Annotated in this window: 16 protein-coding genes; 10 read left to right on the plus strand and 6 right to left on the minus strand. The window is 70.5% G+C overall.

Annotation, left to right across the window (positions count from 1 at the left end):
- Window positions 1-68 precede the first annotated feature (68 nt).
- On the minus strand, window positions 69-1337 hold the full coding sequence (locus ACFXAZ_RS35425; RefSeq protein WP_384599805.1) for an extracellular solute-binding protein: 1269 nt from the start codon (window positions 1335-1337) through the stop codon (window positions 69-71).
- Between the two features lie 403 nt (window positions 1338-1740).
- Between ACFXAZ_RS35425 and ACFXAZ_RS35430 the strand changes: the two genes are divergently transcribed.
- Complete coding sequence (locus ACFXAZ_RS35430) at window positions 1741-2775, plus strand: LacI family DNA-binding transcriptional regulator (RefSeq protein WP_384599807.1); 1035 nt, start codon at window positions 1741-1743, stop codon at window positions 2773-2775.
- Window positions 2776-2896: 121 nt separating this feature from the next.
- The gene (locus tag ACFXAZ_RS35435) at window positions 2897-3754 is read left to right on the plus strand and encodes a phosphatase PAP2 family protein (protein ID WP_384599810.1); all 858 of its coding nucleotides are present in this window, start codon (window positions 2897-2899) and stop codon (window positions 3752-3754) included.
- A gap of 123 nt (window positions 3755-3877) precedes the next feature.
- Here the strand turns inward: ACFXAZ_RS35435 and ACFXAZ_RS35440 are convergent, their stop codons facing one another.
- A complete protein-coding gene (locus tag ACFXAZ_RS35440; protein ID WP_384599813.1) occupies window positions 3878-6880 on the minus strand; it encodes a bifunctional [glutamine synthetase] adenylyltransferase/[glutamine synthetase]-adenylyl-L-tyrosine phosphorylase in 3003 nt (1000 codons plus the stop codon).
- A 236-nt stretch (window positions 6881-7116) separates the two neighbouring features.
- Between ACFXAZ_RS35440 and ACFXAZ_RS35445 the strand changes: the two genes are divergently transcribed.
- Both ACFXAZ_RS35445 and ACFXAZ_RS35450 read left to right on the plus strand, forming a co-directional pair.
- A complete protein-coding gene (locus ACFXAZ_RS35445; RefSeq protein WP_384599816.1) occupies window positions 7117-7629 on the plus strand; it encodes a pyridoxamine 5'-phosphate oxidase family protein in 513 nt (170 codons plus the stop codon).
- A 64-nt stretch (window positions 7630-7693) separates the two neighbouring features.
- Entirely contained in the window at window positions 7694-8143 is a 450-nt protein-coding gene (locus ACFXAZ_RS35450; protein ID WP_384599819.1) for a VOC family protein, read from the plus strand.
- 211 nt (window positions 8144-8354) lie between these two features.
- Here the strand turns inward: ACFXAZ_RS35450 and ACFXAZ_RS35455 are convergent, their stop codons facing one another.
- Complete coding sequence (locus tag ACFXAZ_RS35455) at window positions 8355-9716, minus strand: glutamine synthetase family protein (RefSeq protein ID WP_382686267.1); 1362 nt, start codon at window positions 9714-9716, stop codon at window positions 8355-8357.
- A 328-nt stretch (window positions 9717-10044) separates the two neighbouring features.
- On the opposite strand from ACFXAZ_RS35455, the gene ACFXAZ_RS35460 reads away from it, so the two are divergent.
- The 3 genes from ACFXAZ_RS35460 (at window position 10045) to ACFXAZ_RS35470 (ending at window position 13196) form a co-directional block, all read left to right on the plus strand.
- Window positions 10045-10710 carry a DUF3105 domain-containing protein gene (locus ACFXAZ_RS35460; RefSeq protein ID WP_384599822.1) on the plus strand — a complete coding sequence of 222 codons (666 nt, stop codon included), beginning with the start codon at window positions 10045-10047 and terminating at the stop codon, window positions 10708-10710.
- 10 nt (window positions 10711-10720) lie between these two features.
- Window positions 10721-11350, plus strand: coding sequence for a DUF305 domain-containing protein (locus ACFXAZ_RS35465; protein WP_384599825.1), 630 nt, complete (start codon window positions 10721-10723; stop codon window positions 11348-11350).
- Window positions 11351-11441: 91 nt separating this feature from the next.
- Window positions 11442-13196 carry an NAD+ synthase gene (locus ACFXAZ_RS35470; RefSeq protein ID WP_384599828.1) on the plus strand — a complete coding sequence of 585 codons (1755 nt, stop codon included), beginning with the start codon at window positions 11442-11444 and terminating at the stop codon, window positions 13194-13196.
- Window positions 13197-13347: 151 nt separating this feature from the next.
- Here ACFXAZ_RS35470 and ACFXAZ_RS35475 read toward each other — a convergent pair whose 3' ends face one another.
- The 3 genes from ACFXAZ_RS35475 to ACFXAZ_RS35485 all read right to left on the minus strand — a co-directional run bounded on the left by ACFXAZ_RS35475 (window position 13348) and on the right by ACFXAZ_RS35485 (window position 17027).
- Window positions 13348-14277, minus strand: a complete 930-nt coding sequence (locus ACFXAZ_RS35475; protein WP_384599843.1) for an endonuclease/exonuclease/phosphatase family protein — start codon at window positions 14275-14277, stop codon at window positions 13348-13350.
- 342 nt (window positions 14278-14619) lie between these two features.
- The gene (locus tag ACFXAZ_RS35480) at window positions 14620-15252 is read right to left on the minus strand and encodes a TetR/AcrR family transcriptional regulator C-terminal ligand-binding domain-containing protein (RefSeq protein ID WP_384599831.1); all 633 of its coding nucleotides are present in this window, start codon (window positions 15250-15252) and stop codon (window positions 14620-14622) included.
- A gap of 140 nt (window positions 15253-15392) precedes the next feature.
- Complete coding sequence (locus ACFXAZ_RS35485) at window positions 15393-17027, minus strand: MFS transporter (protein WP_384599834.1); 1635 nt, start codon at window positions 17025-17027, stop codon at window positions 15393-15395.
- 197 nt (window positions 17028-17224) lie between these two features.
- On the opposite strand from ACFXAZ_RS35485, the gene panB reads away from it, so the two are divergent.
- The 3 genes from panB to ACFXAZ_RS35500 all read left to right on the plus strand — a co-directional run bounded on the left by panB (window position 17225) and on the right by ACFXAZ_RS35500 (window position 20174).
- Window positions 17225-18091 carry a 3-methyl-2-oxobutanoate hydroxymethyltransferase gene (panB, locus tag ACFXAZ_RS35490; RefSeq protein WP_384599837.1) on the plus strand — a complete coding sequence of 289 codons (867 nt, stop codon included), beginning with the start codon at window positions 17225-17227 and terminating at the stop codon, window positions 18089-18091.
- Window positions 18092-18306: 215 nt separating this feature from the next.
- The gene (locus ACFXAZ_RS35495; RefSeq protein ID WP_384599840.1) at window positions 18307-19332 is read left to right on the plus strand and encodes an ATP-binding cassette domain-containing protein; all 1026 of its coding nucleotides are present in this window, start codon (window positions 18307-18309) and stop codon (window positions 19330-19332) included.
- Window positions 19333-19370: 38 nt separating this feature from the next.
- Window positions 19371-20174 (plus strand): ABC transporter permease, encoded by an 804-nt coding sequence (locus ACFXAZ_RS35500; protein WP_384599846.1) that lies wholly within the window; start codon window positions 19371-19373, stop codon window positions 20172-20174.
- The last annotated feature ends 100 nt before the right edge of the window (window positions 20175-20274 follow it).

Raw genomic sequence — 20274 nt, forward strand, 5'->3', positions numbered from 1 at the left:
GGGGGGGGGCCCCGGGGGGGGGGGGCCGCGGGCCCCGCCGGGGGGGGGTGTCCGGCGGCCACCGGGGGTCACTTGCTGAAGTCCGGGACCAGCTTGGCGATGGCGGTCTCGGCGCTGTCCAGCCCCTCGTCCAGGGACTTGTCCCCACCGGCCACGGCGAGCAGCTCGTCGTCCAGCGGGCCCCACAGGGAGCTGTACTCGGGCAGTGCCGGGCGCGGCTGGGCGGCGGCGAGGACGCCCTGGTAGCCGGCGATGCCCGGGTCGGCCTTGACCTGGTCGGTGTAGGCGTCGTCGCGGGTGGGGAGTGTGGAGTTCTTCAGCGCGATGGTCTCCTGCGCCTTGGCCGAGGTCATGAAGTTCACGAACTTCAGGGCCGCTTCCTGGTGGGCGGCGTCGGAGCCGGCGTACACGGAGAGGTTGTGGCCGCCGGTCGGGGCGCCCGCCGCGCCGGAGGAGCCGGCCGGGACGGTGGCGATGCCGAGGTTGTTCTTGTCGGCGAACGCGGAGCCCTTGTAGAAGTTGGTGATCTCCCAGGGGCCCTGGATGATCGAGGCGACCTCGCCGTTGACGAACGCGTCCTGGATGTGGGCGTAGGCGTCGGCGGTGGTGTCGGCCTTGTGCAGGCCCTTGCCGTCGAAGAGGCCCTGCCAGGTCTCGTAGCCCTTCTTGGCCTCGGGCGAGGTGACGGTGATCTTCTGGGCCTCGGCGTCGACGGTGTCGGCGCCCTCGCCGTAGAGGAAGGACTGGGCGTAGTAGGCCTGGGTGGAGCCCCAGTAGCCGTCGACGCCGGTCTCGTCCTTGATGGTGGCGGCGGCCGTCTTCAGCTCGTCCCAGGTGGTGGGGGGCTGGACGCCGGCCTGCTCGAACAGTTCCTTGTTGTAGACGAGGGCGAGGGTGTCCGTGGTGAAGGGGACGCCGTAGACCTTGTCCTCGTAGGTGGCCTGCTCGATCAGGCTGGGCTGGAACCTGTCCTGGTCGGCGAGGGCCTCGGTGCCGTCCAGCGGCAGGAAGAAGCCCTTCTTGGCGAAGGCGGGGGTCCAGCCGACCTCGGAGCGCAGCACATCGGGGGCGCCCTTGGAACCGGCGGCGGTGTCGAACTTGTTCTGCGCCTGGTCGAAGGGGACGTTGACGTAGTCGACCTTGATGTCCTGGTGGGCGGCCTCGAACTCCTTGACCAGGGCCTGGTACGTGGGCGCCTCGTTGGTGGCGTTCGAGGTGTCCCACCAGGTGATGGTGACCGGGCCGTCCGCCGAGTCTCCGCTGTCGCTTCCGCCGCAGGCCGTCGCCGCGAGGGCGAGGGAGGCCACCAGCGCGGTGGCCGCTATGCCACGCCGCATGAGTTCTCCTTGAGGGTGAATGCCCGGGTAGCTACAGGAGGCGGTCCCGTCCACCACTCCTGTCGACTTACCGACTGCGTCGTTGCCGCCGCCGGGCGACGTGAACGTAACAGCGATGTAAGCGTTACGAAAGACCTTGCAGAAAAAAACCGCAAGACATCGCTGAAGTTATCTTTGTGTGACCTGTCGTTGCCCGCCATGAGACCGGCTGGGGCCAGGAACGGGCGGGGGCGTACGGTGTTGTGCAAGACTCTGCAAGCTCTTGCCGGACATTTCACCCGGTGACCGATCACCACCTCAAGGGGACGCCATGCCGCAGCAACCCTCCCCGGGACGCGCAACCGCACGCGCCCGGCGTCCGATGGGGCCCCAGGGCGGCATACGGCCGGTACAGTCCGGTGCCGTGACCACACGGCTCGCGGACATCGCCGCGCAGGCGGGGGTGAGCGAGGCGACCGTCAGCCGTGTCCTCAACGGCAAGCCGGGCGTCGCCGCCACCACCCGCCAGTCCGTGCTGGCCGCGCTGGACGTGCTCGGCTACGAGCGCCCGGTACGGCTGCGGCAGCGCAGCGCCGGACTGGTGGGCCTGATCACCCCCGAGCTGGAGAACCCCATCTTCCCGGCGCTGGCCCAGGTCATCGGGCAGGCGCTGACCCGGCAGGGCTACACCCCGGTGCTCGCCACCCAGACCCCGGGCGGCTCCACGGAGGACGAGCTGACCGAGATGCTGGTGGACCGCGGGGTCGCCGGGATCATCTATGTCTCCGGGCTGCACGCGGACACCACCGCCGACATGCAGCGCTACGAGCAGCTTCGCGCGCAGGGCGTGCCCTACGTACTGGTGGACGGCTTCTCGCCCAAGGTTCAGGCGCCGTTCATCTCGCCCGACGACCGGGCGGCGATGACGCTGGCGGTGACCCATCTCGTCTCCCTCGGGCACACCCGGATCGGGCTGGCGCTCGGGCCGAAGCGGTTCGTGCCGGTGCAGCGCAAGATCGAGGGCTTCGTGCGGGCGGTGCGCGACCAGTTGGGGCTGCCCGCGCCGACCATCGAGGCCGAGCTGATCCAGCACTCGCTGTACACGCTGGAGGGCGGCCAGGCTGCGGCTGCCGCGCTCATCGAGCGGGACTGCACGGCCGTGGTGTGCGCCAGCGACATGATGGCGCTGGGCGCGATCCGGGCGGCGCGGCAGCGCGGTCTTGAGGTGCCGACGGATGTCTCGGTGGTCGGGTTCGACGACTCGCCGCTGATCGCGTTCACCGATCCGCCGCTCACCACGATCCGCAAGCCGGTCCCGGCGATGGGACAGGCCGCGGTGCGTACGCTGCTGGAGGAGATCGGCGGGACACCCGCGCCCCACAGTGAGTTCGTGTTCATGCCGGAACTGGTGGTACGGGGGTCGACGGCGTCGGCTCCCGGGGAACGCGCGAAGACCTGATCAGGGCGATCCCGTAGGCGCTGATCAGGGGGAACCTCGTCCGCAGGGAGTAGCGGGTGCGACCCGAACCCGACCAGGGGATGATCGGACGAGGATGTCTTTTCTGGCAGACTCTGTGTCCATGGGTGAGACGACCGTGACGACGAGGGAAGACCGCGCAGAGGTCTCCCCCGGCCCCGTCGCGGACGGGCCCGCGCCGGGCTTCCTGCGGCGGCTGCGCGCTCCCCGGCGGCCCCGGCTGTGGTTCGAGATCCTGCTGATCGCGGTGAGTTACTGGACGTACTCACTGATCCGCAACGCGGTCCCGGAGCAGAAGGAACAGGCGCTGCGCAACGCGGACTGGATCTGGCGGGCCGAGCACCAGCTCGGGATCGCGGTCGAGCAGTCCATCAATCACGCGGTGAACTCCGTCTCTTGGCTCATCGTCGGAATGAACTACTACTACGCCACGCTGCATTTCGTGGTGACGCTGGGTGTTCTGGTGTGGCTGTTCCGGTGGCATCCGGGGCGGTACGCGGCCACGCGGATGGTGTTGTTCGCCACGACCGGTGTGGCGCTGCTTGGTTACTATCTGTATCCGCTGGCGCCGCCGCGGTTGATGAACGGCGCGAATTTCATCGACACCGTGGTGGTGCATCAGACCTGGGGGTCCATGGCCTCCGGGGATCTGAAGAACATGTCGAACCAGTACGCCGCGATGCCGTCGATGCATATCGGGTGGTCGGTGTGGTGCGGGCTGACGATTTTCGCGTTGGCCTCGGTGCCGTGGGTGCGGGTGCTGGGGCTTCTGTACCCGGTGTTGACGCTGGTGGTGATCGTGGCCACGGCGAATCATTTCTGGCTGGACGCGGTGGGCGGGATGGCGTGTCTGGGCTTCGGGTACGGGGTGGCTCGGGTGTGGTACGGGGCGCTTCCTCATGGGTTGCCTCGGGTGGTGCCGGGTACGGCGAAACGGCCGTTGTTGCCTAAACAGGTTTAGCGTCTTCCTGGTTGGTCATCGGGGGTGGGTGCGGGTGCGTTGTGGCTTGCCGCGCCCCGCGGCGGAGCCGCAGATCGCACACCGCCCCGCGCCCCTATCGGGGCGCTGCCCCTCACCGGCGTTCTAGTGTTCCGTTCCGTAGAAGATGTTTTCCACGACCGTTCTCGCCCTGCGGGCCGTGCGGCGGTAGGCGTCCAGCATGTCGCCCGCGTGGCCCGAGGTGTAGCCGAGGTAGCGGCCCACGGCGGACAGTTCGCGGGAGTCGGTGGGGAAGGTGTCACCGGCCCGGCCCCGGACCAGCATCACGGCGTTGCGGACACGGGTCGCCAGGACCCAGGACTCGTCCAGGGTGGCGGCGTCATCGGGGGTGATGAGGGCGGCGTCGCGGGCGGCGGCGAGTGCCTCGCGGGTGCGGGTGGTGCGCAGGGCGGGCTGGTGGGCGCCGTGGCGCAGTTGGAGGAGCTGGACGGTCCACTCGACGTCGGAGAGGCCGCCGGGGCCCAGCTTGGTGTGCAGCTTCGGGTCGACGCCGCGCGGCATGCGCTCCGACTCCATGCGGGCCTTCAGCCGCCTTATCTCGCGCACGGCGTCCTCGGTGAGGCCCGCCTTCGGGTAGCGCAGGGGGTCGACGAGGGCGATGAAGGCGCGGCCGAGATCCTCGTCCCCGGCGACCGGCTCGGCGCGTAGCAGGGCCTGCGACTCCCAGATCAGGGACCAGCGGCGGTAATACGCGGCGTAGGAGTTCAGGGTGCGCACCAGCGGGCCTGACTTGCCCTCCGGGCGCAGGTCGGCGTCGATCAGCAGGGGCGGGTCGGAGCTGGGGAGCTGGAGCAGGCGGCGCATCTCGGAGACGACCTTGCCCGCCGCCTTCGCCGCCTCCTCCTCGCCGACGCCGTCCCTCGGCTCATGGACGAAGACGACATCGGCGTCGGAGCCGTAGCCCAGTTCGTGGCCGCCGAAGCGGCCCATGCCGATGACGGCGAAGCGGGTGGGGAGTTCGTCGCCCCAGTGGTCGCGGACGACCGCGCGCAGGGTGCCGGCGAGGGTGGCGGCCGTGAGGTCGGAGACGGCGGCGCCGACCCGGTCCACCAGGGCGCCCTGGTCGGCCTCGGCGGGCTGGGCCTCGGTGCCGTAGGAACCGACGATGTCACCGGCGGACGTACGGAACAGTTCGCGGCGGCGCACGCCCCGGGCGACGGTGACCGCCTGTTCGCCGTCGGCGGCGCGGCTGACGGCGGCGAGGATCTCCTGTTCCAGATGCGCGCGCGGGCGCGGGGCGAGTCCGGCGCCGTCGCCGAGCAGGGCGACCGCCTCGGGGGCGCGCATCAGGAGGTCGGGGGCCAGGCGCCCGGCGGACAGGACACGGGCGAGGTTCTCCGCCGCCGCGCCCTCGTCGCGCAGCAGCCGCAGGTACCAGGGCGTCTTGCCGAGCGCGTCGGAGACCTTGCGGAAGTTGAGCAGGCCCGCGTCCGGGTCGGCGGAGTCGGCGAACCAGCCCAGCAGCACCGGCAGCAGGGTGCGCTGGATGGCGGCCTTGCGGGTGACGCCGGAGGCGAGGGCCTCCAGGTGGCGCAGGGCGGCGGCCGGGTCGGCGTAGCCGAGGGCGACCAGGCGGGCGCGGGCCGCCTCCAGGCTGAGCCGGGCCTCGACGGGGGCGAGCTGGGCGACGGCGTCGAGCAGCGGCCGGTAGAACAGCTTCTCGTGCAGCCGGCGGACGACGGCGGTGTGCCGCTTCCACTCGCGGTTCAGCTCGGCCACCGGGTCGGTGCGCAGGCCCAGGGAGCGGCCGATGCGGCGCAGATCGGCCTCGTCCTCGGGGACGAGGTGGGTGCGGCGCAGCCGGTAGAGCTGGATGCGGTGCTCCATGGAGCGCAGGAAGCGGTACGCCTCGTCCAGCTGGACGGCGTCCGAGCGGCCGACGTAGCCGCCCGCGGCGAGCGCGCGCAGGGCGTCGAGGGTGGTGCCGCTGCGCAGGCTGGTGTCGGAGCGGCCGTGCACCAGTTGCAGGAGCTGCACGGCGAACTCGACGTCCCGCAGGCCGCCGGGGCCGAGCTTCAGCTCGCGGTCCACCTCGTCCAGGGGGATGTTCTCCACCACCCGGCGGCGCATCCGCTGCACGTCGGTGACGAAGTTCTCGCGCTCGGCGACCTGCCACACCATCGGCTGGAGCGCGTCGACGTACTCCGCTCCCAGCGCGAGGTCCCCGGCCACCGGGCGGGCCTTGAGCAGGGCCTGGAACTCCCAGGTCTTGGCCCAGCGCTGGTAGTAGGCGAGATGGCTGCTGAGGGTGCGCACGAGGGGGCCGTTGCGGCCCTCGGGGCGGAGGTTGGCGTCCACCGGCCAGATGGAGCCCTCGACGGTGGTCTCGGAGCAGATCCGCATCATGTGCGAGGCGAGCTTGGTCGCGGCGCGCAGCGCCTTGCCCTCGTCGGCCCCCGCGGCGCTCTCGACGCTCTCGCCGACGAAGATGACGTCGACGTCGGAGACGTAGTTCAGCTCCTGGCCGCCGCACTTGCCCATCGCGATCACCGCGAGCCGGCACAGCGCGGCGTCCTCGGGCGCGGCGGCGCGGGCCAGCGCGAGGGCGGCGCGCAGGGTGGCGGTGGCCAGGTCGGCGAGTTCGGCGGCGGTCTGGGCGATGTCGGTGGTGCCGCACACGTCCCGGGCGGCGATGGACAGCAGACAGCGCCGGTAGGCGACGCGCAGCGACACCGGGTCGACGGCCTCGGCGAGGCCGCGCTCGAACTCCGCCACGCCCGGGTGCAGGTCGCGGGGCTCGTACGTCACCAGCTCCCGCCAGTCGCCCGGGTGCCGGGCGAGATGGTCGCCGAGCGCCTGGGAGGCGCCGAGCACGCCGAGCAGCCGGTCGCGCAGGGGTTTGGCGGCTATCAGCGTGGCCAGCAGCTCGCGGCGTCCGGCGGGTCCGGGCTGCGCCTCCAGGAGCCGTACCAGCTCGTGCAGCGCGAGATCGGGGTCGGCGGTGGCGCCGAGCGCCTCCAGCAGGACCGGGTCGTCGCGGACGGGCGCCAGCTCGGGGCTGTCCAGCAGCCGCTCGGCGGCGGAGGGGTCGGTGAAGCCGTGCCGCAGCAGTCGCGTGAAGGTGCTGCTTCTGCGCCCCGGCGTCATCTCGCCCTCCTGTTCGGATCAACGTCCTAAGAGCCTAACCGGAGCGTTCTCGGGAAGCGCCGATGAGTTTCCGGGTGGCCCGGAGTCTGTTGGGGTAGGGACGGCGGTCGGTCGTATGCGTATGTCGTATGCGTATCTATTGGTATTGGGTATTGCGTGTACGGGATCGGCGGGCCGTCCGTGTCCGAGGACATTCCCCGTCGATCGGGGACGACACCCGCGCCTGGAGGCATTCGATGACCGCACTGGAACCCGAGACCCGCCTGGACGCCCGGTACAGCGATCCGGCGGCGACCGCCCCGCCCTGGGCCGAGACGGAGAAGCGGCTCGCCGAGGCCGAGCTGTTCTGGATCTCGACGGTACGGCCGGACGGGCGCCCGCATGTGACGCCGCTGCCGGCGGTCTGGTCCGGGGGCGCCCTGCACTTCTGCACCGGCCCCGAGGAGCGCAAGGCCCGCAACCTCGCGGCCAACCCGCACGTGGTCCTCACCACGGGCGTGAACCTCTGGGACCGGGGCTATGACCTGGTCTACGAGGGCGAGGCGGTCCGGGTCACCGACGATGACCGGCTGCGGGAGCTGGCGGGCGCCTGGGAGGCGAAGTACGGCGAGTTCTGGCACTTCGAGGTGGCCGACGGGGCCTTCCATCATGGGCCGGGGCACGCCTATGTCTTCTCGGTGGCGCCGCGGACGGTTTTCGGCTTCGGTAAGGGGGAGCCGTTCAGCCAGACCCGCTGGCGGTTCGGCTGACCCATCCGTCCACTGACCCATCCGTCACGGGTCCACCCGTCGACGGCGATCCGGAGGAACGGCCGTGGAATACACCCTCGAAGTGATCCCCCTGCCCGTGAGCGACATCGACCGGGCCCGGGACTTCTACCGGGACAAGGTCGGTTTCGAGGTGGACATCGACCAGGAGGTCATGCCGGGCCTGCGGATCGTGCAGCTGACGCCGCCCGGGTCCGGGTGCTCGATCGCCCTCGGGGAGGGCATCTGGAACCTGTCCGAGGGTGAGAGCGCGCCCGCGCCGGGGTCCTATCAGGGGCTCCAGCTCTGCGTGGCCGACATCGAGGCGGCGCGCGTGGAACTGGCCGAACGTGGTCTGGACATCTCTGAGCCGGTTCGGTACGCGGCGGAGGATGGGGCGACGTTTATGTATTTCCGGGATCCTGATGGGAACGGGTGGTCTGTTCAGGAGTATCGGCGGCGGGGGGCGGAGCCGTTGCATTCGCTGCTCACCGTGCGGGCCGCTGCGCGGGGCTAGCGGGGGTTCGGGGGCGCGGGAGGTTCGGGGGCGTTCGGTTGTGTCGCGGCTTTCCCCCGGTGGGGGCTGGTCGCGCAGTTCCCCGCGCCCCTAAAAGCCTGGGGGTGAGCGCCGCTGACACACCTCGGGCCGGCCATCCTGAAGAGGCTCGGCCCTCCGCCCCCGAAAGCCTCCCCCAGCCTCCGGCCCGTACGAAGCCTCCGTGAACCCCCTACAGAACCGGCAGGTTCTTGCGGAGTTCGAAGGCTGTTACCTCTGAGCGGTATTCGAACCATTCCTGGCGCTTGTTGCGGAGGAAGAAGTCGAAGACGTGTTCGCCCAGGGTTTCGGCTACCAGGTCGCTTCGTTCCATGAGGGAGAGGGCCTCGCCCAGGTTCTGGGGGAGGGGCTCGATGCCCATCGCTCGGCGTTCGGCGTCGGAGAGGGCCCAGACGTCGTCCTCGGCGCCGGGGGGAAGCTCGTACCCCTCCTCGATGCCCTTGAGGCCCGCGGCGAGCAGGACCGCGTAGGCGAGGTAAGGATTCGCCCCGGCGTCCAGCGAGCGCACCTCGACGCGGGCGGAGCCGGTCTTGCCCGGCTTGTACATCGGGACCCGGACCAGCGCGGAGCGGTTGTTGTGGCCCCAGCAGATGTACGACGGGGCCTCGCCGCCCGCGCCCGCCGTGCGCTCGGAGCCGCCCCAGATGCGCTTGTAGGAGTTCACCCACTGGTTGGTGACCGCGGAGATCTCCCCGGCGTGCCGCAGCAGCCCGGCGATGAAGGAGCGGCCGACCTTGGAGAGCTGGTACTCGGCGCCGGACTCGTAGAACGCGTTGCGGTCGCCCTCGAAGAGGGAGAGGTGGGTGTGCATGCCCGAGCCGGGGTGCTCGGAGAACGGCTTCGGCATGAAGGTCGCCTGGAGGTTCTGCTCCAGCGCGACCTGCTTCATCACCAGCCGGAACGTCATCACGTTGTCCGCCGTCGACAGCGCGTCGGCGTAGCGGAGGTCGATCTCCTGCTGGCCGGGGGCGCCCTCGTGGTGGGAGAACTCGACCGAGATGCCCATCGACTCCAGCATGGTGATCGCCTGGCGGCGGAAGTCCATGCCGACGTTGGTGGGGGTGTGGTCGAAGTAGCCGGAATTGTCGGCGGGGGTGGGCACCGAGCCGTCGACCGGCTTGTGCTTCAGCAGGAAGAACTCGATCTCCGGGTGGGTGTAGAAGGTGAACCCGAGATCGGAGGCGCGGGCCAGGGCGCGCTTGAGGACATAGCGCGGGTCCGCGAAGGACGGCGAGCCGTCGGGCATCAGGATGTCGCAGAACATCCGGGCCGTGCCGGGCGTCTCCGCACGCCAGGGCAGCACCTGGAACGTGGCGGGGTCGGGCTTGGCGATCATGTCGGACTCGTACACCCGGGCGAAGCCCTCGATCGCGGAGCCGTCGAAGCCGATGCCCTCGTCGAACGCCTGTTCAAGCTCGGCGGGGGCCACGGCCACGGACTTGAGGAAGCCCAGAACGTCGGTGAACCACAGGCGCACGAACCGGATGTCGCGCTCCTCCAACGTACGGAGCACGAACTCCTGCTGCTTGTCCATCTTCCGCTTCCCCATCCTTGCTGGTCAGGCCATCTGTCCCGAAAGCGCCGGGAACAAGTGGTCGGGCACCCGAGCATCACACCACACCACCGTTTCCGGCGCGTTGCGGACCTCGATCGGCCCGCCGACCCGGGGCTGAACGCCGCGAGGACGGCGGGTGTCGCGCTCTGCCGCCCATCTTGCCCGTTCGGGTCGATATCTGTAATGGCGTACCGGGGGCATGGAGCTGTCGATCTGGCCATTCCGGCTCCCTGGCTACGGGACGACCCCCCTGCCCCACTACGATCAGCTGACCCGACCATCGCATTTTCCCAGAAGGGCAGCCCCCATGGGTTCCGCCAACAAGAGAGACAGCGCGGCGCGCAAGGCCCGAATAGAGGAGATGCGCCGCGCGGAGCAGTCGCGTGAGCGGCGCAACCGGATCCTGACCATCACCGCGAGCGTGGTGGTCGTCGCCGCTCTGGTCGTCGGCGGTGTGGTGCTGGTGCGGTCGCAGTCCGACGACTCCTCCAGCACCGCGAGCGACTCCAAGGGCACGGGGACGTTCGTCGTGGACGCCGACGGGGTCGGGAAGTGGGACGGCGAGCTGAGCCAGACCCATGTCACCGAGGACGTGGACTACCCGATGGAACCCCCGGTCGGCGGTGACCACAACCAGGTGTGGATGAACTGCAACGGCGATGTCTACACCGAGGCGATCCCGAACGTCAACGCCGTGCACTCGCTGGAGCACGGCGCGGTCTGGGTGACGTACACCAGCGAGGCGGCCAAGGAGGACGTGGACGCGCTGGCGGAGAAGGTCAAGAGCACCCCGTACACGCTGATGAGCCCCGACGAGGAGCAGACGTCGCCGATCATGCTGAGCGCCTGGGGGCACCAGCGGACGGTGACCGGCGCGGACGACCCGAACCTCGACGCGTTCCTGGAGACCTACGTCCAGGGTGAGCAGACGCCCGAGCCCGGTGCCGCGTGCACGGGCGGGCTGGCGGGATGAGGCCCTCGTGATGGCGCGGGCACAGGCCGGATGGATCGCCGGGACCGTGGCGGCGGCGCTGATCGCGGCCGGGGCGGTCACGTACGCGGTCGCCGGGGACGACGGGTCGGGTGTCGAGGCGCCGACGGCGGATTCGGCGGACGCGGGGTTCGCGCGGGACATGGCGGTCCACCATCAGCAGGCGGTGGAGATGTCGTACATCGTGCGGGACCGCACCGACGACGAGGATGTGCGCCGGCTGGCGTACGACATCGCGCAGACGCAGGCCAACCAGCGCGGCATGATGCTGGGCTGGCTGGATCTGTGGGCGCTGCCGAAGGTGTCGTCGGATCCGCCGATGACCTGGATGGACATGGGCTCCATGCCCAGCGAGGGCGACGGCGCGCTGATGCCGGGCATGGCCACCGACGAGGAGCTGGCGGAGCTGGGCCGGCTCAACGGCGTACAGGCCGAGATCTTCTATCTCCAGCTGATGACCGAGCACCACCAGGGCGGGATCCACATGGCCGAGGGCTGTGTCTCGCGCTGCACGGTGGGCGCGGAGAAGCGGCTCGCCGAGGGCATGGTGCAGGGGCAGCAGTCGGAGATCGATCTGATGGCCGACATGTTGGAGGAGCGGGGCGCCGAGGCGGGGTCCTAGACCCCGCGAGGCGGCGCCCGGATGTGTGCCGTGGGGCGGCACACACCTCGCGCCACCCCCATCGTGTCGCTCTGACGATTACACTGGGGCCGTGCCTCTACTACGCCTCGCCATGAACCAGATCGACGCCCGGGTCGGCGACCTCGCCGGGAACACCGACCGGATCCTGGAGTGGACCCGGCACGCGGCCGAGCAGGGAGCGCATCTCGTGGCGTTCCCGGAGATGTCGCTGACCGGGTATCCCGTGGAGGATCTCGCGCTGCGCCCCTCCTTCGTGGAGGCGTCGCGCACCGCGCTGCGCGGGGTGGCCACCCGGCTCGCCGCCGAGGGTCTGGGCGCGCTGCCGGTGGTCGTCGGCTACCTCGACCGCTCCGAGACCGCCCAGCCCAGGTACGGCCAGCCGGCCGGTGCCCCGCAGGACGCGGCGGCGGTGCTGTACGGCGGTGAGGTCGTCCTCGCCTTCGCCAAGCACCATCTGCCCAACTACGGCGTCTTCGACGAGTTCCGCTACTTCGTGCCCGGCGACACCATGCCGGTGCTGCGGGTGCACGGCGTGGATGTCGCCCTCGCGATCTGCGAGGACCTGTGGCAGGACGGCGGCCGGGTGCCGGCGGCGCGCTCGGCGGGCGCGGGTCTGCTGCTCTCCATCAACGCGTCCCCGTACGAGGTGGACAAGGACGACACCCGGCTCGAACTGGTGCGCAAGCGGGCCCAGGAGGCCGGCTGCACCACCGCGTACGTCGCGATGATGGGCGGGCAGGACGAGCTGGTCTACGACGGTGACTCGATCGTGGTCGACGCGGACGGCGCGGTGATCGCGCGGGCGCCGCAGTTCGCCGAGGCGTGCGTGCTGCTCGACCTGGAGCTGCCGGCGGCGCGGGCCGACGCGCCCGAGGGTGTGGTGGACGACGGGCTGCGGATCGACCGGGTGGTGCTGTCCGAGGACCCGGTGGCGGCGTACGAGCCCGTGCTCACCGGGGGGTACGCGGCGCGGCTCGACGACGCCGAGGAGATCTACTCGGCGCTGGTCGTGGGGCTGCGGGCGTATGTCACGAAGAACGGCTTCGAGTCGGTCCTGATCGGTCTGTCCGGGGGCATCGACTCGGCCCTCGTCGCGGCGATCGCGTGCGACGCGGTGGGGGCGGACCATGTGTACGGCGTCGCCATGCCGTCGAAGTACTCCTCCGACCACTCCAAGGGGGACGCGGCGGAGCTGGCGGAGCGGACGGGGCTGAATTTCCGGACCGTCTCGATCGAGCCGATGTTCGACGCGTACATGTCTTCCCTGGGGCTGACGGGGCTGGCGGAGGAGAACCTCCAGTCTCGGCTGCGCGGGACGCTGCTGATGGCGATCTCCAACCAGGAGGGGCACATCGTGCTGGCGCCCGGCAACAAGTCGGAGCTGGCGGTGGGGTATTCGACGCTGTACGGGGACTCGGTGGGGGCGTACGGGCCGATCAAGGATCTGTACAAGACGTCCGTCTTCCGGCTGGCCGAGTGGCGCAACCGGGCGGCGGCGGAGCGGGGGCTGACGCCGCCGATCCCTGAGAACTCGCTGACGAAGCCGCCGAGCGCGGAGTTGCGGCCGGGGCAGGTCGACACGGATTCACTGCCGGACTATCCGGTCCTGGACGCGATCCTCGAACGGTATGTGGACCGGGACGAAGGCGCTGACGCGATCGTGGCGGGCGGGTTCGAGCGGGGGCTGGTGACGAAGACTCTGCGGATGGTGGATACGGCGGAGTACAAGCGGCGGCAGTATCCGCCGGGGACGAAGATCTCGCCCAAGGGGTTTGGGAAGGATCGGCGGTTGCCCATTACGAATGGGTGGCGGGAGTCGGTGTAGCCGATTTGGGGTTTCGTGGCCGGGTGCGGGTGTGTGGGGGCTGGTCGCGCCCACGCGGCGGAGCCGCATGTCGATACAGCCCCGCGCCCCTGAGGGCGTTGTGGTGGAGGGCGTGGTCAGTGGCCCCACGCCCCTGAGCCCTGCGGATGGGCTACGAGTCCGTGGTCAGGTCCACCCTCGCGGCCAGGGGGAGATGGTCGCTGGTGGTTTGGGGGAGGGTCCAGGAGCTGATCGGTTCCACGCCCCTGACCAGGATCTGGTCGATGCGGGCCATCGGGAACGCGGCGGGCCAGCTGAAGCCGAAGCCGCTGCCCGCCGCACCCTGCGTGGAACGCAGCTGGGCGGTCACGGCGTTGAGCGCGCGGTCGTTCATCGTGCCGTTGAGGTCGCCGAGCAGGACGACCCGGTCCAGGGGCTCGTTGGCGATCGCCTCGCCGAGCGCGTCGGCGCTGGTGTCGCGCTGGCGGGCGGTGAAGCCGGCCTCCAGCTTGACCCGTACGGACGGCAGATGGGCCACGTACACGGCGAGCTGACCGGCGGGCGCGCTGACCGTGGCGCGCATCGCCCGGGTCCAGCCCAGCTCGATGTCCACGGGCGCGACATCCGTGAGCGGGTAGGTGCTCCAGAGCCCGACCGTGCCCTGCACCGAGTGGTACGGGTAGGTCTGCGCGAGCGCGCTCTCGTAGACCGGGACCGCGTCGGAGGACAGCTCCTCCAGGGCGATCACGTCGGCGCCCGAGGCGGCCACGTCACGGGCGGTGCCGGACGGGTCGGGGTTGTCGGCGTTGACGTTGTGCGTGGCGACGGTGAGGTCGCCGCCGGTCGCGGTCTTGTCGGTGAGCAGTCCGCCGAACAGGTTGACCCAGACGATCGCCGGAAGCAGCACGGCGATCAGGGCGGTGGCGGAGCGCCGGACGAAGGCGAGCAGCAGCAGTATCGGTACGGCAAGTCCGAACCACGGCAGAAACGTCTCGGTGAGGCTGCCGAGGTTGCCCACGGCGTTGGGGATCTGCGCGTGCGACGCCATCACCAGGGAGAGCAGCACCGCGAGCGCCGCGAGGACGATGCCGCGCCGCCACATCCCCCGGCCGCCGCGCCAGCCGCCGAACAGGCGCCGGAGCCGACTTCCGCGCCGCTCGGGTCCCGAGCCGCCGTCCACCGTCTCCGTCACGTACGCCTGCTGCGCCATACCGTCGCCTCGCTGCCTGCCATGCACACCGTCATCACCCTGTGTCCCAACAGACCCTAGGGGATGATCGGCCCAGATCCCGCCGTCCCGCGACGGCCGTACGGGGGCCATGACGAACAAGTGGGTTCGCTGAGTTCCGGTTCACCCGGTGGAACACGTGGTCTGTGACGAAACGCGCACATTTCCGGCGGGCGGTGACCCGGCCGTGTGGCGGTGCGTTTCCCCGTGTTCCCGTTAGCGATCGGGCGAACTGACGGGGCGTAGTCCGCTGAGGAGCGTGTCGACTATGGCTTCCGCCAGCTGGGGCGGGAGGTCGCCGTCGGGGCGCATCACCGCGCGGACCAGCATGGGGCCCATGAACAGGTCGCTGAGGAGTTCCAGGTCGAGGTCGGTGCGGAGTTCGCCGTCCCGCTGGCCGCGGCGGAGCACATCGCGGGTGAGCTGACGGCGGGGCGCGACGACCGAGGTGTGATACTCGTCCCACAGCCGGGGGTTGCTCTTCATCTGGGCGTGGACATTGTGCAGGATCGCCGAGTCGCGGCTGGCGAGGCCGCGCCGGCGCAGGGATTCGAGGATGACCACGAGGTCGTCGCGCATGGAGGTGCCGGGCAGTTCGGGCTCGTCCGGCTCGGCGGTGCGCAGGACGTCGACGAAGAGTTCCTCCTTGCCGCTCCAGCGGCGGTAGATGGCGGACTTGCCGACGCCCGCCGTGCGCGCGATCCGCTCGATGGACAGTTCGGCGAAGGGGACGCCCTCCTCCAGGAGGCTCATCGCGCCCTCCAGGATGGCCCGTTCCACGGCCTCGCTGCGGGGGCGCCCCTTGGGAGCGCCGGTGGACGCCGGCCGGTCGCCTGCGAGGCTGCTCACGTCACTCCGTCCTTCGGCTGGGCTGCGGTTCTGGTTCTGGTTCCGATTTCGGTTCCGGTTTCGGTTTCGGTGATTGTCCTACGCCGTCGCGCTCGGCGGTGGCGAGACCCTCGGATGTCGCCCCGGGGGCCCGCCCTCGGTCACCGGGTCGCCGGGTCACCGGCCGCCGGGTCACCGGCCGCCCCCACCGGCTCGTCGCTCCCCTGGTCCGTCCGCTGGTCGGGGCGCTGGTCGGGGCGCTGTCCGCCGGGCAGGAACAGGCCCACCACCAGGGCGCCGAGCAGGGCCACGCCCGCGCCGCACAGGGCGGTGATGTGCATGGCGTGCAGGAAGGCGTCGTTGGCGGGGGTGATCAGGGCCTGGCCCTCGGGTCCGAGGCGGGCGGCGACGCCGAGGGTGGCCTCGATGGATTCGCCGGCGCTGTGCCGCAGGTCCGCGGGCACCTGGCCGAGCTTGTCCTCGATGCCGGTGCGGTAGGCGGCGGACAGCACCGAGCCGAGGACCGCGATGCCGAGGGCGCCGCCGACCTGGCGGAAGGTGTTGCTGAGGGCGGAGGCGGAGCCCGCCTTCTCGCGGGGCAGCGCCTGCATGATGACGACGCTGATCGGGGTCATGATGTGGGCCATGCCGGTGCCCATGAGGAAGAAGATGATCTCCAGGACCCAGATCGGCGTGTCGGCGTCGAGCGTGGCGAACGCGCCGAGCATCGCGGCGATCAGGAGCATGGCGCCGGTCGTGGTGGCCCGGATGCCGATCCGGTTGACGACCAGCCGGGCGCGCGGCGCGAAGACCAGTTGGGCGATGGCCAGCGGGAGCAGCAGCAGGCCGGTCTGGAGCGGTGAGTAGCCGCGCACGCTCTGGGTGTAGAAGACGGAGAAGAACGTGACGCCCATGAGGGCGAAGAAGACCAGCGCGATGACCGCGATGGCGGCCGAGAACACCTTGTTCCTGAAGTGGCCGACGTCGATCGAGGGATGATCGCTGCGCTTCTCGAACAGCACGAAGGCGACCAGCACCGCGAGTCCGCCGCCGATGGAGGCGAGGACGCCGGGGTCCGTGAAGTCGGCGAGTTCGCCGCCCCGGATGATGCCGAAGACCAGCAGGACCAGGCCGACGACGGACAGCAGCACGCCGATCGGGTCGATCCGGCCCGGCTCGGGGTCACGGGAGTCGGGGACGATCCACAGCATGAGGCCGACGGCCACGATCACGATCGGGACGTTGATCAGGAAGACCGAGCCCCACCAGAAGTGGTCGAGGAGCACCCCGCCGGTGATCGGGCCGATGGCGATGGCGAGGCCGACCCCGCCGGCCCAGATGCCGATGGCCTTGGGCTGTTCGTCGCGCTCGAAGACGTTCATCAGGATGGCGAGGGTGGCGGGCATCACGAAGGCGGCGCCGAGGCCCATCAGCGCGCGGAAGCCGATCAGTTCACCCGGCGATCCGGCGGTGGCGGCCAGCGCCGAGCCTATGCCGAACACCAGCAGCCCGCCGAGCATGACCCTCTTGCGGCCCAGCCGGTCACCGAGCAGCCCGGCGGAGAACAGCAGTCCCGCGAAGACCAGGGTGTAGGCGTTGATCGCCCACTCCAGCTCGCCCTGGGTGGCGCCCAGTCCGGTCGGGGCGGGGGTCGAGATGGTCTTGACGGCGACGTTCAGGATCGAGTTGTCGAGCACCACGATCAGCAGGCTCAGCATGAGCACGCCGAGTATGGCCCAGCGACGCCGGTGCACCTCGGCCGGGACGCGCGAGGCGGGGACGGCAGGAGTAGTCATGCGGGAGAGCGTAGGCGATTTACGATACGAGACCGTACCGTATCGTTAATCTTTTACCCGGCTCTTACGCCGGGCAACGGGCGGGGTGGCGGGACGTGACGTGGGTCCCCTGGTCCTCGCCGGGACGAGGTGCCACCATGGAGGGGATCCGGGGACGCCGTCAGGGCGCCACGAGATGACTTGAAGGAGCCGTTGCCATGACGCAGCTTTCGGCTGCCCGTGCCTCATCCTCCGACGGCAGCAAGGCGCTGTACGGAGGCAAGAGCACCCGGCGTATCACCGTCCGTGACCTCGCCGCCGCCAAGGAGCGCGGCGAGAAGTGGCCCATGCTCACCGCCTACGACGCGATGACCGCGTCCGTCTTCGACGAGGCCGGTATCCCGGTCATGCTCGTCGGCGACTCCGCGGGCAACTGCCACCTCGGCTACGAGACCACCGTGCCCGTCACCCTCGACGAGATGACCATGCTCTCCGCGGCCGTGGTGCGCGGCACCCGGCGCGCCCTGATCGTCGGCGACCTGCCCTTCGGCTCCTACCAGGAGGGCCCGGTGCAGGCGCTGCGCTCGGCGACCCGGATGGTCAAGGAGGCCGGGGTCGGCGCGGTGAAGCTGGAGGGCGGCGAGCGCTCGCACCGGCAGATCGAACTGCTGGTGGAGTCCGGCATCCCGGTGATGGCCCATATCGGGCTCACCCCGCAGTCCGTGAACTCCATGGGCTACCGGGTGCAGGGCCGTGGCGAGGAGGCGGCGGCCCAGTTGCTGCGGGACGCCAAGGCCGTCCAGGACGCCGGGGCGTTCGCGGTGGTCCTGGAGCTGGTTCCGGCGGAGCTGGCGGCGGAGGTGACGCGCACCCTGCACATTCCGACGGTCGGGATCGGGGCGGGGCCCGAGACCGACGCGCAGGTCCTGGTGTGGACCGACATGCTCGGGCTGACCGGGGGGCGGGTGCCGAAGTTTGTGAAGCAGTACGCGAATCTGCGCGAGGTCATGGGGAACGCCGCGAAGGCGTTCGCCGAGGATGTCGTCGGGGGCGCGTTCCCGACGGAGGAGCACTCCGTCCACTAGCCATTGCCGGCACCACGAGAGCGGCCCGTCGATCGTCCCCCGTCGGCGGGCCGTTCGGCCCTCTTTGCGCCTGAACCGGCGCCGCTCTCGCGGATGTGGTCGCTCGCCGCGGGGGTTGCTCAATTGATGGTCGCGGTGAGGGATCGATGCCGTGGTCGGCGGCTTGTCGGTGGGCTGTCGGGGGTTTGTCGGTGGGCGCTGGCACGCTCGACGGCATGACACGAATCGACAAGAACCCCCTCGGCGACGACATCGCCGTGACCGTCAGGGGACTGGTCAAGCACTACGGCGAGACCAAAGCGCTGGACGGCGTCGACCTGGATGTGCGCGAGGGCACCGTGATGGGTGTGCTCGGGCCGAACGGCGCCGGCAAGACCACCCTCGTACGGATCCTCTCCACCCTGCTGGCCCCGAGTGCCGGACAGGCGACCGTCGCCGGGTACGACGTGGTGCGCCAGCCCCGGATGCTGCGCCGGGTGATAGGTCTCACCGGGCAGTACGCCTCGGTGGACGAGAAGATCCCCGGCTGGGAGAACCTCTACATGATCGGCAGGCTGCTGGACCTGCCCCGCAAGGACGCCCGCGCCCGCGCCGACGAGCTGCTGGAGCGGTTCTCGCTCACCGACGCGGCCCGGCGGCCGGTCAGCACCTACTCCGGCGGAATGCGCCGCCGGCTGGACCTCGCCGCGTCGATGATCGGGCGGCCCACCGTCCTCTTCCTGGACGAACCCACCACCGGCCTGGATCCACGGACCAGGAACGAGGTCTGGGAAGAGGTGAAGACCATGGTCGGCGACGGTGTGACCGTCCTGCTGACCACCCAGTACATGGAGGAGGCCGAGCAGCTGGCCTCCGAGCTGACCGTGGTCGACCGGGGGAAGGTCATCGCGGGCGGCGGTATCGAGGAGCTGAAGGCGAAGGTCGGCGGACGCACCCTGCGGATCAGGCCGGCCGATCCGCTCCAGCTGCGCCCCCTCGCCCGCGACCTGGACGAGCTGGGCCTGACCGGGCTCGCCGCCACCACCGTCGACACCGAGCGCGGCAGCGTGCTGGTGCCGATCCTGAGCGATGAGCAGCTCACCGCGGTGACCGGCGCGGTCGTCGCGCGGTCCATCACGATCAGCTCGATCGTCACCGAACTGCCCAGCCTGGACGAGGTGTTCCTGTCCCTGACCGGACGCCGGGCGAGCGCCCCGCAGGACGCCGCGCCCGCCGACGACCGTGAGGAGGTCGCCGTATGAGCGCGATCGTCACCACCGACCTCAAGGACCCCGCCGGGATGGCGGGCGGCCTCAAGGACGACGCCCGGATACCGCTGCGCGGGCATCTGCGGCACACCGGGGCGCTGGTCCGCCGCAATCTGCTGTGGATCCGCCAGGACCCCGAATCGATGTTCGACGCGCTGCTGATGCCGGTCGTCTTCACCCTGCTGTTCGTGTACGTCTTCGGCGGCTCGATCGGACAGGCGCTGGGCGGCGGACAGGACGGCTATGTCCAGTACGTCATCCCGGGGATGCTGGCGATGATGAGCATGACGCTCTCGCAGAGCGTCGGCACCGGCTTCAGCCAGGACTTCAACACCGGGGTGATGGACCGCTTCCGGTCGCTGCCGATCGGGCGCGGCTCGGTGCTGTTCGCGAAGATCTCCGTGGAGCTGCTGCGGATGCTGTTCGCGACGGCCGTGCTGATGGTCGTCGCCGTGCTGGTCGGGTTCGACATCACCAGCTGGATCGGGCTGCTGGCGGCCGTGGGCCTGTCCACGGTGTTCGCCTCGTCCATCATGTGGGTGTTCCTGACCCTGGGCGTGATCCTGAAGAACGCGCAGTCCGTGCAGGCGATGGGCTTCCTGGTGCTGTTCCCGCTCCAGTTCGGCTCGTCGATCTTCGCGCCGACGTCCTCGATGCCGGGCTGGCTCCAGGCGTTCACCGACTACAACCCGCTGTCCACGCTCGCGGACGCGGCGCGCGGGCTGATGGTGGGCGGTCCGGTGGCGCACGACCTGTGGGTGACGCTGGCCTGGTCGATCGGGATCACGGCGGTGATGGCGCCGGTGGCGATCCACAAGTTCCGCACCAAGAGCTGAGTCCGTCGGCCAGGCCCTGGTGTCACAGGAGGGGCGCGGCCGCGTCCGGGGACCGGCCGCCGCGCGCGGCGAACCGCGCCACGGTCACCCGGTCGTCGCG

Origin of the sequence: Streptomyces sp. NPDC059477 (assembly GCF_042749375.1) — a bacterium.
In the GTDB taxonomy this organism is placed as follows: Bacteria; Actinomycetota; Actinomycetes; order Streptomycetales; family Streptomycetaceae; genus Streptomyces.

Bases quoted from the DNA above. Each gene is read 5' to 3' on its own strand.
- ACFXAZ_RS35435 (WP_384599810.1), top strand. From the start codon at position 2,897: ATGGGTGAGACGACCGTGACGACGAGGGAAGACCGCGCAGAGGTCTCC.
- ACFXAZ_RS35495 (WP_384599840.1), top strand. From the start codon at position 18,307: ATGACACGAATCGACAAGAACCCCCTCGGCGACGACATCGCCGTGACC.
- ACFXAZ_RS35440 (WP_384599813.1), bottom strand. From the start codon at position 6,880: ATGACGCCGGGGCGCAGAAGCAGCACCTTCACGCGACTGCTGCGGCAC.
- ACFXAZ_RS35485 (WP_384599834.1), bottom strand. From the start codon at position 17,027: ATGACTACTCCTGCCGTCCCCGCCTCGCGCGTCCCGGCCGAGGTGCAC.
- panB (WP_384599837.1), top strand. From the start codon at position 17,225: ATGACGCAGCTTTCGGCTGCCCGTGCCTCATCCTCCGACGGCAGCAAG.
- ACFXAZ_RS35460 (WP_384599822.1), top strand. From the start codon at position 10,045: ATGGGTTCCGCCAACAAGAGAGACAGCGCGGCGCGCAAGGCCCGAATA.
- ACFXAZ_RS35445 (WP_384599816.1), top strand. From the start codon at position 7,117: ATGACCGCACTGGAACCCGAGACCCGCCTGGACGCCCGGTACAGCGAT.
- ACFXAZ_RS35455 (WP_382686267.1), bottom strand. From the start codon at position 9,716: ATGGACAAGCAGCAGGAGTTCGTGCTCCGTACGTTGGAGGAGCGCGAC.
- ACFXAZ_RS35465 (WP_384599825.1), top strand. From the start codon at position 10,721: ATGGCGCGGGCACAGGCCGGATGGATCGCCGGGACCGTGGCGGCGGCG.
- ACFXAZ_RS35475 (WP_384599843.1), bottom strand. From the start codon at position 14,277: ATGTGGCGGCGCGGCATCGTCCTCGCGGCGCTCGCGGTGCTGCTCTCC.
- ACFXAZ_RS35425 (WP_384599805.1), bottom strand. From the start codon at position 1,337: ATGCGGCGTGGCATAGCGGCCACCGCGCTGGTGGCCTCCCTCGCCCTC.
- ACFXAZ_RS35500 (WP_384599846.1), top strand. From the start codon at position 19,371: ATGGCGGGCGGCCTCAAGGACGACGCCCGGATACCGCTGCGCGGGCAT.